Genomic DNA, 13614 nt, shown 5'->3' on the forward strand with positions numbered 1-13614 from the left:
GAGGTCATGAGCCAATTCGTCATCAACATGCTGTTCGTGGGTGCGTCCTTCGCGCTCTACATCGGTATCGCCATCTGGGCCCGCGCGGGCTCGACCAAGGAGTTCTACGTCGCCGGTGGCGGCGTGCACCCGGTCACCAACGGCATGGCCACCGCCGCCGACTGGATGTCGGCCGCGTCCTTCATCTCCATGGCTGGCCTGATCGCCGCCGGCGGTTACGCCAACTCCACCTTCCTCATGGGCTGGACCGGCGGCTACGTGCTGCTGGCCATGCTGCTGGCGCCCTACCTGCGCAAGTTCGGCAAGTTCACCGTGCCGGATTTCATCGGTGACCGCTTCTACAGCCGCGGCGCACGCCTGACGGCGGTGATCTGCCTGGTGATCATCTCGGTCACCTACGTGATCGGGCAGATGGCCGGTGCCGGTGTGGCCTTCTCGCGCTTCCTCGAAGTGAGCAACTCGACCGGCATCTGGATCGCCGCGGCCGTGGTGTTCGCCTATGCCGTATTCGGCGGCATGAAGGGCATCACCTACACCCAGGTGGCGCAGTACGTGGTGCTGATCATCGCCTACACCATCCCGGCGATCTTCATCTCCCTGCAGCTGACCGGCAACCCGATCCCGCCGCTGGGCCTGTTCGGCGACCACGTCGACTCCGGCGTGCCGCTGCTGCAGAAGCTCGACGAAGTGGTGCGTGAACTGGGCTTCGCCGCCTACACCGCCGATGTCGACAACAAGCTGAACATGGTGCTGTTCACCATGTCGCTGATGATCGGTACCGCCGGCCTGCCGCACGTGATCATCCGTTTCTTCACCGTGCCGAAGGTGGCCGACGCCCGTTGGTCCGCTGGCTGGACCCTGATCTTCATCGCCCTGCTGTACCTCACCGCGCCGGCCGTGGCCTCGATGGCGCGCCTGAACCTGGCGACCACCATTTATCCGGAAGGTGCTACTGCCCCGGCATTGGCCTACGAAGAGCGTCCGGAATGGGTCAAGACCTGGGAACAGACCGGTCTGATCGCCTGGCAGGACAAGAACGGCGACGGCCGCATCCAGATGTACAACGATGCCGCCCCGGCCTTCACCGCGACCGCTCAGGAGCGTGGCTGGAACGGCAACGAGCTGACCGTCAACAACGACATCCTGGTACTGGCCAACCCGGAGATCGCCAACCTGCCCGGCTGGGTGGTGGGGCTGATCGCGGCGGGCGCCATCGCCGCGGCACTGTCGACGGCGGCGGGGCTGTTGCTGGCGATTTCTTCGGCGATCAGTCACGACCTGATCAAGACCTTGATCAATCCGAAGATCAGCGAGAAGAACGAGATGCATGCGGCGCGGATCTCCATGGCTGCCGCGATTCTGCTGGCGACCTACCTGGGCCTGAATCCACCAGGCTTCGCCGCGCAGGTGGTGGCGCTGGCTTTCGGTATCGCCGCGGCCACGCTGTTCCCGGTGCTGATGATGGGCATCTTCTCCAAGCGGGTGAACGACAAGGGCGCGATCTGCGGCATGGTCGCCGGTCTGGTGGTGACCCTGCTGTACATCTTCACCTACCTGGGCTGGTTCTTCATTCCGGAGACCAACATGCTGCCCAATACCCCGGACCAGTGGTTCATGGGTATCTCCCCGGCGTCCTTCGGTACCATCGGTGCGCTGATCAACTTCGGCGTGGCCTATGCCGTGGCGATGCTGACCACCGCTCCGCCGCAGGAAATCCAGGACCTGGTGGAAAGCGTGCGTACTCCGAAAGGTGCTGGTGGCGCGCTGAGCCACTGAGCATAATCCAGGCCTGAGGCCATCGGTCGATGGTTCAGGGTCTAACGGACGGGCCTCCAGTGGAGGCCCGTCTTATTTCAGGAACAGTCGAATGTTATGGACTTTGCTTGCCATCGTGGTGGCGGGGCTCGGCGCTGCCGGTATCGCCCTGCTGCTGCGAAAGCTGACGCGCAACAAACTGCCGAAGTGGATAGTGCCGCTGTTCGGCGGCCTGGGGATGCTGGGCTACCAGATCTTCTACGAGTACTCCTGGTTCGAGCATCAGCAGCAGCGCCAGCCGCAGGAGTCGGTGGTGGTGGCCAGCGAGGCCGGCCACGTGTTCTGGCGCCCCTGGAGCTACTTCGTGCCGATGATCACGGCCTTTACCGTGCTGGATAGCACGAGCGTGGTGACGCGCGAGCTCGACGGCCGGGTGGTCGCCGAATTCATGCTCTACCGCTTCGAGAAGCAGCACATCGATCACGTCGCGCACCAGGCGCACCTGCTCAACTGCGACAGCGCCGAACTGCTGCCGCTGAACGCGCAGAAGCAGCCGCAGCTCGATCAGCTCAAGCGCATCGCCAAGGACGATCCGCTCTACCTGCAGGTGTGCCGCTAGCGCGCCGCTTTGCGGTGAACGCGCACGGCGCACCATCCTGACCCATCGTCTCGCCCGGGCGCTTTTGCGCGCCCGATAGACCCAGATCAATGTCTGCGTCGGCCAGCTCTCTAGAATCGCCAGCCCCCGATTTTTCGAGCTTGCGGTCATGCCCCGTTTTCCCGAACTGCTGTCGCCGGCCGGCAGCCTGAAGAACATGCGCTACGCCTTCGCCTACGGCGCCGACGCGGTCTATGCCGGGCAGCCGCGCTACAGCCTGCGCGTGCGCAACAACGAGTTCGACCACGCCAACCTGGCCCTCGGCATTGCCGAAGCCCATGCCCAGGGCAAGCGCTTCTACGTGGTGGTCAATATCGCCCCGCACAACGCCAAGCTCAGGACCTTTCTCAAGGACCTGGAACCGGTGATCGCGATGGGCCCGGATGCGCTGATCATGTCCGACCCCGGGCTGATCATGCTGGTGCGCGAGCACTTCCCGCAGATGCCGATCCATCTGTCGGTGCAGGCCAATGCGGTGAACTGGGCCAGCGTGCGGTTCTGGCAGCAGCAGGGGCTGAGCCGGGTGATCCTGTCGCGCGAGCTGGCACTGGAAGAGATCGAGGAAATCCGCAGCCAGGTGCCCGGCATGGAGCTGGAGGTGTTCGTCCACGGCGCGCTGTGCATGGCCTATTCCGGGCGCTGCCTGCTGTCGGGCTACATCAACCGCCGCGACCCCAACCAGGGCAGCTGCACCAATGCCTGTCGCTGGCAGTACCAGGCCACGCCGGCTGGCGAGAACCAACTCGGCGAAATCGTCCGTGTGGTCGAGCCGACCCTGGGCCAGGGCACGCCAACCACTCAGGCATTCGTACTGCAGGAGGCTGGGCGACCGGATGATGAAATGACCGCGTTCGAAGACGAGCACGGCACCTATATCATGAACTCCAAGGACCTGCGCGCGGTGCAGCACGTCGAGCGCCTGCTGCGCATGGGGGTGCATTCGCTGAAGATCGAGGGGCGCACCAAGAGTCATTTCTACGTGGCGCGCACCGCCCAGGCCTACCGTCAGGCCATCGATGACGCCCTGGCCGGACGGCCCTTCGACAGGGGCCTGATGCAGCGCCTGGAGTCACTGGCCAACCGCGGCTACACCGAGGGTTTCCTGCGCCGCCATGTGCACGACGAGTACCAGAACTATGAGCGCGGCAGCTCGCGCGCCGAGCGCCAGCAGTTCGTCGGTGAGCTGACCGGCGAACGTCGCCGCGCGCTGGCCGAGGTGCGGGTGAAGAACCGCTTCGCCCTCGGCGACTGGCTGGAGCTGATGACCCCGCAGGGCAATCGGCGTTTCTCCCTGGCGCAGTTGGAGAACCGCCAGGGCCAGGCGGTGGACGTGGCCCCGGGCGACGGTCATGTGCTCTATCTACCGCTGCCGGAGAATCTGTCGCTGGAATACGGCCTGCTGCTGCGCGACCTGTAGGGTGAGTGGCGCTTTCTCCATCCACCGGGGGGTGTTGCGGCTTCGCCGTGGTGGATAGAAAGAGCGTTATCCACCTTACGCCCGGATCGTCGGCGCAGGCTACAGCGAATAGGCGCGCTGGCGGCGCCGGCTGTTGAGCGCCTGGAGCAGCGCCGGCAGGCTGTCGAGGCCCTGCTGGCGGGCCTTGCTCAGCAGGATCAGGGCCAGCTCGGCGGTGACCAGGGCGTCGGCGCTGGCGTGGTGGCGCTGCTGCACCTGCAGGCCGAAATGCCGGGTCCAGTCGTCCAGCCCGGCGTGCGCCAGCTTGGCCTTGGGGCACAGCAGCGGGGCCAGTTCGGCGACGTCGAAGAAGGCATGCTGCAGGCGCTGGCCCAGGCTTTCCTTGAGCGCGCGGGCGAGCATGCGCTGGTCGAACTCGGCGTGGTAGGCCAGCAGTGGGCTGTCGCCGACGAACTCCATGAAGGCCAGCAGGGCCTCGGCCGGCTCCTCGCCGCGGGCGATCTCGCTGGGGGCGATGCCGTGGATCAGGGTGCTGGCGCTGGCCTGGTGGCCGTCGCGCTGCAGGGTGCACTCGAACTGCTGGCTGAGGTCGATGGCGCCGTGCTCGATCACCACCGCGCCGATCGACAGCACCTGGTCGCGGCGCATGTTCAGGCCGCTGGTCTCCAGGTCGAGGACGACGAAACGTTGCGCGTGCAGCGGCCGCTCGTCGAGCGCGGCCGGGGCCGCCAGCTCGCGGCGGCGCTCCAGCTGGCGCTGGGTCAGGGCCGGGCCGCGCCCGGTGAACCAGGTAAACTTGCTCATAGCTGATACCTCAGGGCCAGGCTGCTCTGCAGCCGCTGCGCCTGGCGGAAGGACTCGCGCAGGATGCGTCGGTCCAGGTGGTTGAGGCGGTCGGGGTCGACCCGGTTGGAGTAGGGCAGCTCGTCGCGCGCCTGCAGCTGGTGCTGCTGCATGCGGGTCTGCTGGATGAAGTGGTAGGCCTCCTCGAAGGCGGCGCCGTCCTGGGCCTCGATCACGCCCTTGGCCACCAGCGCGCGCAGGCGCTCCAGGGTGCCGACCGCGGCGACGTTGTGGGCCAGGGCGAGCAGGCGGGCGCCGTCGACGAAGGGGGTCAGGCCCTGCACCTTGAGGTCGAGGGTGTCCTTGTCGGCGCCGGAGCGGACCACCACGAAGTCGCGGAAGCGCCCCACCGGCGGACGCTGGCGCAGGGCGTTCTCGGCCATCATCTGCTGGAACAGGCTGTTGTTGCCGATACGCCCGAGCAGTTCCTCGCGCAGCTGCTCGCAACCCTCGTCCGGGCCCCAGATCGCCCGCAGGTCGAAGTAGATGGTCGAGCCCAGCAGGTTTTCCGGGGTGGCCTCGAGCACGAAGCCGGCGAAGCGCCGCGACCACTCCTGGCGCGACAGGCACAGCTCCGGGTTGCTGGCCATGATGTTGCCCTTGCACAGGGTGAAGCCGCACTGCGCCAGGCGCTGGTTGATGGTGGCGGCCAGCGGCAGCAGGCGCCCGCGAATGGCGGCGGCCTCGGCGGCGTCGGCCGCCTCGAAGAGGATGCCGTTGTCCTGGTCGGTGTGCAGGGTCTGCTCGCGGCGACCTTCGCTGCCGAAGCACAGCCAGGTGAAGGGCACGCCCGGATCGCCCATTTCCTCGATCGTCAGCTCGATCACCCGGCACACGGTGTGGTCGTTGAGCAGGGTGACGATATGGGTGATCTGCGTCGAGCTGGCGCCGTGGGCCAGCATGCGGTCGACCAGCAGGCGGATGTCGCTGCGCAGCCCGGCCAGGGTCTCCATCTTGCCGGCGTGGCGAATGGTGCGCGCCAGGTGCACCAGGTCGACGCGCTGCAGGCTGAACAGGTCGCGCTCGGAAATCACCCCGCAGAGCCGCTCGTGTTCCACCAGGCAGACGTGGGCGATATGCCGCTCGGTCATGGCGATGGCGGCGTCGAAGGCGCTGGCGTCCGGCGCCAGGTGGAAGGGCCTGGGGGTCATCAGGTTGCTGATCGGCTGGGCCAGGTCGACGCCGTCGGCCACCACCCGGCGCAGGTCGCGCAGGGTGAAGATGCCCAGCGGCCGCTCGGCCGGGTCGACGATGACGATGCTGCCGACGTGCTGTTCGTGCATCAGCCGCACCGCCTCGCGCAGCGGCGTGACGGGGGCACAGCCGATGGGTTGGCGCATGGCCAGTTCGCCCAGGCGGGTATCCAGCGAATACTGCGCGCCGAGGGTCTCCACCGCGCGCAGCTGCACCTGCTGGTTGACCTGGTCGAGCAGGCTGCTGACCCCGCGCAGGGCGAAGTCGCGCAGCGGGTTGGACACGGCGAACAGCTTGACGAAGGCGTGCTTGGCCAGCAGCAGGCAGAAGGTGTCCTCGGCGGCCAGGTGTTCGGTGCGGGTGGCGCGTTCGCCGATCAGCGCGGCCAGCGGAAAGCATTCGCCGGCGGTGATCTCGAAGGTGGTCTCGGTGCCGCGCCGCGCGCTGTGCGGGCGTTCGCCATGCACCCGGCCCTGCTTGACGATGTAGAAGTGCTCGACCGGGCCGTCGCTCGGCTTGATGATCGACTCGCCTTCGCCGTAGAAGCGCAGCTGGCAGTGCTCGACCAGAAACGCCAGGTGGGCGGTGTCCATCTGGTTGAAGGGCGGAAACTTCTGCAGGAACTCCATGGTGCCGTGAATGTTCTGCAGCACCGCGGTCTTGCCCGCATCGGCCAGGGCGTCGGCCTTGCTCATGGGCTTGCGCCTCGCAGTTTCGAGATGCTGCCAGTGTGGCCGCGCGCGTGGGACTTGGCCATTGCACCTAAGTAGGGGGGCGATGGGGCTGCCGCCGCCCTAGGTTGGCGCTGAGCGCAGCGAAGCCCAACGCGCCGACCGCGCCGACCGCCGCGGCCTGCGCGCGGCCAATAAAAAACCGCCCCGAAGGGCGGTTTCTCTGCTGCGGCAGCGAATCAGAGACCGTTCTTGGCCTTGAACTCGCGACGACGGCGGTGCAGCACCGGCTCGGTGTAGCCGTTGGGCTGCTTGGTGCCTTCGATCACCAGCTCCAGCGCGGCCTGGAAGGCGACGTTGTTGTCGAAGTCCGGAGCCAGCGGGCGGTACAGCGGGTCGCTAGCGTTCTGCCGGTCGACCACCGGCGCCATGCGCTTGAGGCTTTCGATCACCTGGGCTTCGCTGACGATGCCGTGGCGCAGCCAGTTGGCCAGCAGCTGGCTGGAGATGCGCAGGGTGGCGCGGTCTTCCATCAGGCCGACGTCGTTGATGTCCGGCACCTTGGAGCAGCCGACGCCCTGGTCGATCCAGCGCACCACGTAGCCGAGGATGCCCTGCGAGTTGTTGTCCAGCTCGTTGCGGATTTCTTCTGCTGACCAGCTGGTGTCCTTGGCCAGCGGGATGGTCAGGATGTCGTCCACCGAGGCCGGAGTACGCTTGGCCAGTTCGGCCTGACGGGCGAACACGTCGACCTTGTGGTAGTGCAGGGCGTGCAGGGTGGCGGCGGTCGGCGAGGGGACCCAGGCGGTGTTGGCGCCGGACAGCGGGTGGGCGATCTTCTGCTCGAGCATGGCGGCCATCAGATCGGGCATGGCCCACATGCCCTTGCCGATCTGCGCGCGGCCCTGCAGGCCGGTGGCCAGGCCGACGTCGACGTTGTTGTTCTCGTAGGCGCCGATCCAGGTCTCGCTCTTCATGGCGGCCTTGCGCACCACGGCGCCGGCTTCCATGGAGGTGTGGATCTCGTCACCGGTGCGGTCGAGGAAGCCGGTGTTGATGAACACCACGCGCTCGCTGGCAGCCTTGATGCACGCCTTGAGGTTGACGGTGGTGCGGCGCTCCTCGTCCATGATGCCGACCTTGAGGGTGTTGCGGGCCAGGCCCAGCACATCCTCAACGCGGGCGAAGATTTCGCTGGCGAAGGCGACTTCTTCCGGGCCGTGCATCTTCGGCTTGACGATGTACACGCTGCCGGTGCGGGTGTTCTTGCGCGTGGTGTTGCCGATCAGGTTGTGCACCGCGATCAGGCTGGTGAACAGCGCGTCCTGGATGCCTTCCGGAATCTCGTTGCCTTCGGCGTCGAGGATGGCCGGGTTGGTCATCAGGTGGCCGACGTTGCGCACGAACAGCAGCGAGCGGCCATGCAGGGTCAGTTCCGAGCCGTCGACCTTGGTGTAGACGCGATCCGGATTCATGGTGCGGGTGAAGGTCTGGCCGCCCTTGGCGACTTGCTCGGCCAGGTCGCCCTTCATCAGGCCCAGCCAGTTCTTGTAGACCACCACCTTGTCGTCGGCATCGACGGCGGCGACCGAGTCTTCGCAGTCCATGATGGTGGTCAGCGCGGCTTCCATCAGCACGTCTTTCACGCCGGCGGCGTCGGTGCTGCCGATGGGGCTGGCGGCGTCGATCTGGATCTCGAAGTGCAGGCCGTTGTGCTTGAGCAGCACGGCGACCGGCGCACTGGCCTCGCCCTGGAAGCCGATCAGTTGCGCGTCGTCGCGCAGACCGCTGTTGCTGCCGCCCTTGAGCGAAACCACCAGCTTGCCGTCAACGATCTTGTAGCCGGTGGAGTCGACATGGGAGCCGGCGGCCAGCGGCGCGGCCTCGTCGAGGAAGGCGCGGGCGAAGGCGATGACCTTGTCGCCGCGCACCTTGTTGTAGCCCTTGCCCTTCTCGGCGCCGCCTTCTTCGCTGATCACGTCGGTGCCGTAGAGGGCGTCGTACAGCGAGCCCCAGCGGGCGTTGGAGGCGTTCAGGGCGAAGCGCGCGTTCATCACCGGTACCACCAGCTGCGGGCCGGCCAGGCGGGCGATCTCTTCGTCGACGTTGGCGGTGGTGGCCTGGAAGTCTTCCGGCTCCGGCAACAGATAGCCGATTTCCTGGAGGAAGGCCTTGTAGGCAGCGGCGTCATGGGCCTGACCCTGGCGCGCCTGGTGCCAGGCATCGATCTGCGCCTGCAGTTCGTCGCGTTTGGCCAGCAGGGCACGGTTCTTCGATGCCAGGTCCTTGATGACCGCGGCGGCACCGGCCCAGAACTGGTCGGCAGCGATGCCGGTACCGGGGATGGCTTCGTTGTTCACGAAGTCGTACAGGACTTTGGCGACCTGCAGGCCACCGACTTGAACGCGTTCAGTCATCACTTGCCTCACTCTCTCTGAGCTCTACTCAATAGCCGCTTCGGGCCCCTCTAAAAACTACCTGCGTTGCCATCGCTGCGTTAGAAACAGGCTCAGAAGGCTCATTTACACCAAGTAAACTCCGCTTCTTCGCCCGTTCGATTCGCTGGCGCTCACCCTTCGGGCCAGCCTTCGGCTGTTACTCCCGTTGGTCGTTGCGCCTGGCGCTGGCTACCTCGCCTACGTTTTTAGAGGGGCTCGTCGGAGACGGGTTTGCCGTCTTGTAGTCCGAGGCGCGGCATACTACATCAAGATTTCGGGGAAATGCAGTGGGTGTGCGTCAGTCTGCGACCGGAAGGCTCTGCACGGTCACGTTGGATACGCTGTGTATGCAAAAAAGTGCGCTATTGTTTCATAAAAATTGTAAAAACGTACACGATTAATTGCGCGGGCTACTGACAAGAGGACGAATATGGCCTACGCCGCCTTCGCCTATACTGCGCTGACCCGTTCTGGAGCCTGCCATGCCGGTATCCGCCGCCGTTGCCGCCGACCTCGTCGACCTCACCCGCCTGTTCGCCGGCTACCTGGCCTTCTACCAGGTGCCGCGGGCCGAGACGGAGATCGCCGCCTTTCTCCGCCAGCGTCTGCAGCGCGGCGACTCGCAGCTGCTGATCGCCCGCGACGAGCGGGGCGCGGCCCAGGGCTTCGTCCAGCTCTATCCCTTCCACTCGTCCCTGGCGCTGGAACCGGCCTGGCTGCTCAGCGATCTCTATGTCGACGAGTCGGCTCGCCGCGCCGGCGTCGGCGCGGCGCTGATGAACGCCGCCCGTGCTCATGCCGAGGCCAGCGGCGCCTGCGGCCTGCAGCTGGAAACGGCGAAGACCAACCTGGCCGGGCAGCGCCTGTACGAGCGCCTGGGCTATGTGCGCGACGAGCAATTTCTCACCTACTGGCTGGCGCTGCGCGGCTGAGCCTTTCCAATCCTGTGAACGAGTGAGGTAGTACATGGATCATCTGGTACTGACGGTGATTGCCGAGGATCAACCGGGGCTGGTCGAGCGCCTCGCCGCCTGCGTCGCCGAGCACGGCGGCAACTGGCTGGAAAGTCGCATGGCGCGCATGGCCGGGCAGTTCGCCGGCATCGTGCGGGTGGACGTGCCGGCCGAGGCGCACGGCGGTCTGATCAAGGCCATGGAGGCGCTCGGTGCGCAGGGCATTCGTGTGCAACTGGCGGTCAGCGGCAGCGAGCCGGGCGGACGCTTCACCGCGATCCGCCTGGAGCTGGTGGGCAACGACCGCCCCGGTATCGTGCGCGACATCACCCGCTTGTTGGCCGAGCAGGGTGTCAACCTGGAAAGCCTGCTGACCGAAGTGGCACCGGCGCCGATGAGCGGCGAGCTGCTGTTCACCGCCGAGGCGCTGCTGGCGGTGCCGGAGACGCTGCCGCTGGAGCAGTTGCAGGCGCGCCTGGAGACCCTGGCCGACGACCTGATGGTGGAGCTGAATCTGCGTCAGGAGGACTGAATATCCACGGCTGGCGTGGATCAGCCTGTGGATAAGCTGGGGAGCCCCGGCGCACCCTCTAGTGCCCCGGGGTTTTTCTTTGCCTGGCTAAAAAATCAGCAGGATCAAAGGTTTGTGCGCAAATGCCGGGGGGAGCTGTGGCTGGGCTGGGGCCGAAAGGCGCCGCGCCAGGGCTGACGCAGCCTGGCGGCGGTTGGGTGTTTTCTGCTCAGCCGAGTGCGTGCGCTGTGCGCACCCCCTTACACGCTCGGACGTTTGCGCAGGCTCAGCCAGATATCCAGGCTATACACCGCCAGCCCGGCCCAGATGCAGGCGAAGGCCAGCAGGGTGCTGGGGGCGAAGTGCTCGTCGAACAGCAGGATGGCCTGCAGCAGCACCAGGGTCGGCGCGATGTACTGCAGAAAGCCCAGGGTGGTGTAGGGCAGGTGGCGCGCTGCGGCGTTGAAGCACACCAGCGGCACCAGGGTGATGGGCCCGGCGGCCGCCAGCCACAGCGCCTCGCTACTGGTCCAGAAGCTCGCCTGGCTGCTCGCCGCCGCCGGGTGCAGGGCCAGCCAGGCCAGCGCCACCGGCAGCAGCAGCCAGGTCTCCACCACCAGGCCGGGCAGGGCGGCGACCGGCGCCTGTTTGCGGATCAGCCCGTAGAAGCCGAAGGTCAGCGCCAGCACCAGCGACACCCAGGGCAGGCTGCCCAGCTGCCAGACCTGCTGCAGCACGCCGAGGGCGGCCAGGCCGACGGCCAGCCACTGCAGGCGGCGCAGGCGCTCGCCGAGAATCAGCAGGCCGAGCAGCACGTTGATCAGCGGATTGATGTAGTAACCCAGGCTGGCCTCGATCATCCGCTCGTTGTTCACCGCCCAGACGTAGACCAGCCAGTTGGTGGCGATCAGCAGGCCGCAGCCGGCCAGCACCGCCAGGCGCTTGGGATGGTCGCGCAGCTCGCGCCACCAGCCCGGGTGTTTCCACACGAGCAGCAGCAGGCCGCCGAACAGTGCCGACCAGAGCACCCGGTGGACGATGATTTCCAGTGCCGGCACGCTCTGGATGGCCTTGAAGTAGAGCGGGAACAGGCCCCAGATGACGTAGGCGGTGAGGCCGAGGAGATACCCGCGTCGCGGGTTGGCGGTGGCCATGCGGAGTCCTTGCTTAGGCAGCTAACGGTAGCCGCGGAATTCTAGTCCCCGGGCCCCGGGCTTGTCTGTTCGTTCAGTTTTTCTCCATGGCCGCGTGCCGGGAAAGTCGTAAGGCAAAGTTTACGCGGCGCGGGCAACTGTATCGGTCTGGGCCGGCTTGCCGGCGATCATTGCAAGGCTCATCCGGGCTACGTCTCAGAACAGCCGCAGCGGCTCCTCGTCCAGCGCCGCCAGTTGCTCGCGCAAGGAGAGGATCTGGTCGCCCCAGTAGCGCTCGCCGGCGAACCAGGGGAAGGCCAGGGGGAAGGCCGGGTCGTCCCAGCGTCGGGCGATCCAGGCGCTGTGGTGCATCAGGCGCAGCGCGCGCAGGCCCTCGATCAGCGGCAGCTCGCGGGCGTCGAAGTCGTGGAATTCCTGGTAGCCGTCCATCAGCTCGGCCAGTTGACCGAGGCGCTCGTGGCGCTCGCCGGCCAGCATCATCCACAGGTCCTGCACCGCCGGGCCCATGCGGCAGTCGTCGAGGTCGACGATGTGGAAGCTGTCGTCGCGGCACAGCAGGTTGCCGGGGTGGCAGTCGCCGTGCAGGCGGATCGGCTGGTAGCGCACGCGGGCGAACAGCTGATCGAGGCGCGCCAGCAGGTCGCGCGCCACCGACTCGTAGGCCGGCAGCAGGCTGCGCGGGACGAAGCCGCCGCCCAGCAGGGTAGCCAGCGAGGCGTGACCGAAATTGTCCACCGCCAGGGTTTCGCGGTGGGCGAAGGGGCGGCTGGCGCCGACCGCGTGCAGGCGGCCGAGCAACTGGCCGAGGCGGTACAGCTGATCCAGGTTGCCCGGCTCCGGCGCGCGCCCGCCGCGGCGCGGGAACAGGGCGAAGCGGAAACCGCCGTGCTCGAACAGGGTCTCGCCGTCACGCAGCAGCGGCGCCACCACCGGCACCTCGCATTCGGCCAGCTCGAAGCTGAAGCTGTGCTCCTCGCGAATCGCCGCATCGCTCCAGCGGTCGGGGCGGTAGAACTTGGCGATCAGCGGCGCCTCGTCCTCGATGCCCACCTGGTAGACGCGGTTCTCGTAGCTGTTGAGCGCCAGCACGCGGGCGTCGCTGAGGTAACCGAGGCTCTCCACGGCGTCGAGCACCAGGTCCGGGGTGAGGGTGGAGAAGGGATGGCTCATGACAGGCTCCGCGCGCTAGGGCGCACAGTGTAGCCCTTTGTCCCCGGCCAGCGGGGTCAGACCTGGGTGCCGAGCAATACCTGGCTGGCGGCGAACTGCGCGCGCACCGGGTCGCCGGCGCGCAGGCCCAGCTGCGCCAGGCGCGCCGGGTCGACCAGGGCGCACAGGGTCTGGCCGCTGGCCAGGCCGATGCGCACTTCGCTGGGGCCGTCGTCCGCCGCCAGGACCTGCTCGATCCAGCCTTCCAGGGCATTGCGTGCGGGATCGAGCGGCGCCGACAGCGGCTGCAGTTCCAGCCAGCCGGCCTTGATCAGCGCCACCACGCCGGCGCCGGCACTCAGTTCGAGTTTCTCGGTGCTGTCGCGGGTGATCTGCGCGCGGATCAGCGCGCCGCCCGGCAGTTCCAGTTCGACCAGATCGTTGCGTCCCTGCGCCTGGATCGCCCGCACCCGGCCGCTCAGCTGGTTGCGCGCGCTGGTGCGCAGCAGCAGGCGGCCGAGCAGCTGCAGGTCGGCGTCGTCCTCGGCAGCCTGCAGCAGCTGCGCCTGCAGTGCCTGCACCCGCCGATGCAGGGCCAGCAGGCGGGCGCCGGCCGGGGTCAGGCGCGCGCCGCCGCCGCCCTTGCCGCCGACGCTGCGGCTGACCAGTGGCTGTTCGGCGAGGTTGTTGAGTTCGTCGATGGCGTCCCAGGCGGCCTTGTAGCTGAGTCCGGCGGCCTTGGCGGCGCGGGTGATCGAGCCTTGTACGGCGATCTGCTCGAGCAGTGCCAGGCGTTGCGGGCGGCGGCTGAGCAGTTGGGCGAGGGGATCGGGCTGGGCCATGGGGTGCGGATGGCAAGGGCGATGGGCGG

General features: G+C 67.2%; 11 protein-coding genes. 5 read left to right on the plus strand and 6 right to left on the minus strand.

Annotated elements, in window-relative coordinates; all coding sequences use genetic code 11:
• The first annotated feature begins 6 nt into the window (after window positions 1-6).
• From AC1G9C_RS02410 to trhP, 3 genes are all read left to right on the plus strand, one after another.
• Window positions 7-1776, plus strand: coding sequence for a sodium:solute symporter family protein (locus AC1G9C_RS02410; protein ID WP_021442140.1), 1770 nt, complete (start codon window positions 7-9; stop codon window positions 1774-1776).
• A 91-nt stretch (window positions 1777-1867) separates the two neighbouring features.
• Entirely contained in the window at window positions 1868-2374 is a 507-nt protein-coding gene (locus AC1G9C_RS02415) for a hypothetical protein (protein ID WP_397497742.1), read from the plus strand.
• Window positions 2375-2522: 148 nt separating this feature from the next.
• Window positions 2523-3830, plus strand: a complete 1308-nt coding sequence (trhP, locus tag AC1G9C_RS02420) for a prephenate-dependent tRNA uridine(34) hydroxylase TrhP (RefSeq protein ID WP_480409353.1) — start codon at window positions 2523-2525, stop codon at window positions 3828-3830.
• Between the two features lie 99 nt (window positions 3831-3929).
• Here the strand turns inward: trhP and AC1G9C_RS02425 are convergent, their stop codons facing one another.
• From AC1G9C_RS02425 to AC1G9C_RS02435, 3 genes are all read right to left on the minus strand, one after another.
• Complete coding sequence (locus AC1G9C_RS02425) at window positions 3930-4634, minus strand: 3'-5' exonuclease (protein ID WP_122110090.1); 705 nt, start codon at window positions 4632-4634, stop codon at window positions 3930-3932.
• A complete protein-coding gene (locus AC1G9C_RS02430) occupies window positions 4631-6562 on the minus strand; it encodes a putative nucleotidyltransferase substrate binding domain-containing protein (protein WP_480409354.1) in 1932 nt (643 codons plus the stop codon). The genes AC1G9C_RS02425 and AC1G9C_RS02430 overlap by 4 nt, the downstream gene beginning before the upstream one ends.
• Before the next feature lie 215 nt (window positions 6563-6777).
• A complete protein-coding gene (locus AC1G9C_RS02435; RefSeq protein ID WP_480409355.1) occupies window positions 6778-8955 on the minus strand; it encodes a malate synthase G in 2178 nt (725 codons plus the stop codon).
• A gap of 503 nt (window positions 8956-9458) precedes the next feature.
• On the opposite strand from AC1G9C_RS02435, the gene AC1G9C_RS02440 reads away from it, so the two are divergent.
• Both AC1G9C_RS02440 and AC1G9C_RS02445 read left to right on the plus strand, forming a co-directional pair.
• The gene (locus AC1G9C_RS02440) at window positions 9459-9908 is read left to right on the plus strand and encodes a GNAT family N-acetyltransferase (protein WP_021442081.1); all 450 of its coding nucleotides are present in this window, start codon (window positions 9459-9461) and stop codon (window positions 9906-9908) included.
• 34 nt (window positions 9909-9942) lie between these two features.
• Window positions 9943-10461, plus strand: a complete 519-nt coding sequence (locus AC1G9C_RS02445; RefSeq protein WP_480409356.1) for a glycine cleavage system transcriptional repressor — start codon at window positions 9943-9945, stop codon at window positions 10459-10461.
• Window positions 10462-10700: 239 nt separating this feature from the next.
• Here AC1G9C_RS02445 and rarD read toward each other — a convergent pair whose 3' ends face one another.
• The 3 genes from rarD to AC1G9C_RS02460 all read right to left on the minus strand — a co-directional run bounded on the left by rarD (window position 10701) and on the right by AC1G9C_RS02460 (window position 13585).
• On the minus strand, window positions 10701-11594 hold the full coding sequence (rarD, locus tag AC1G9C_RS02450; RefSeq protein ID WP_021442079.1) for an EamA family transporter RarD: 894 nt from the start codon (window positions 11592-11594) through the stop codon (window positions 10701-10703).
• 195 nt (window positions 11595-11789) lie between these two features.
• Entirely contained in the window at window positions 11790-12764 is a 975-nt protein-coding gene (locus AC1G9C_RS02455; RefSeq protein ID WP_122110081.1) for a serine/threonine protein kinase, read from the minus strand.
• A 56-nt stretch (window positions 12765-12820) separates the two neighbouring features.
• Window positions 12821-13585, minus strand: coding sequence for a TOBE domain-containing protein (locus AC1G9C_RS02460; protein ID WP_480409357.1), 765 nt, complete (start codon window positions 13583-13585; stop codon window positions 12821-12823).
• Between the last annotated feature and the right edge of the window lie 29 nt (window positions 13586-13614).

The sequence above is a fragment of the Pseudomonas sp. ABa2 genome (genome assembly GCF_056676075.1).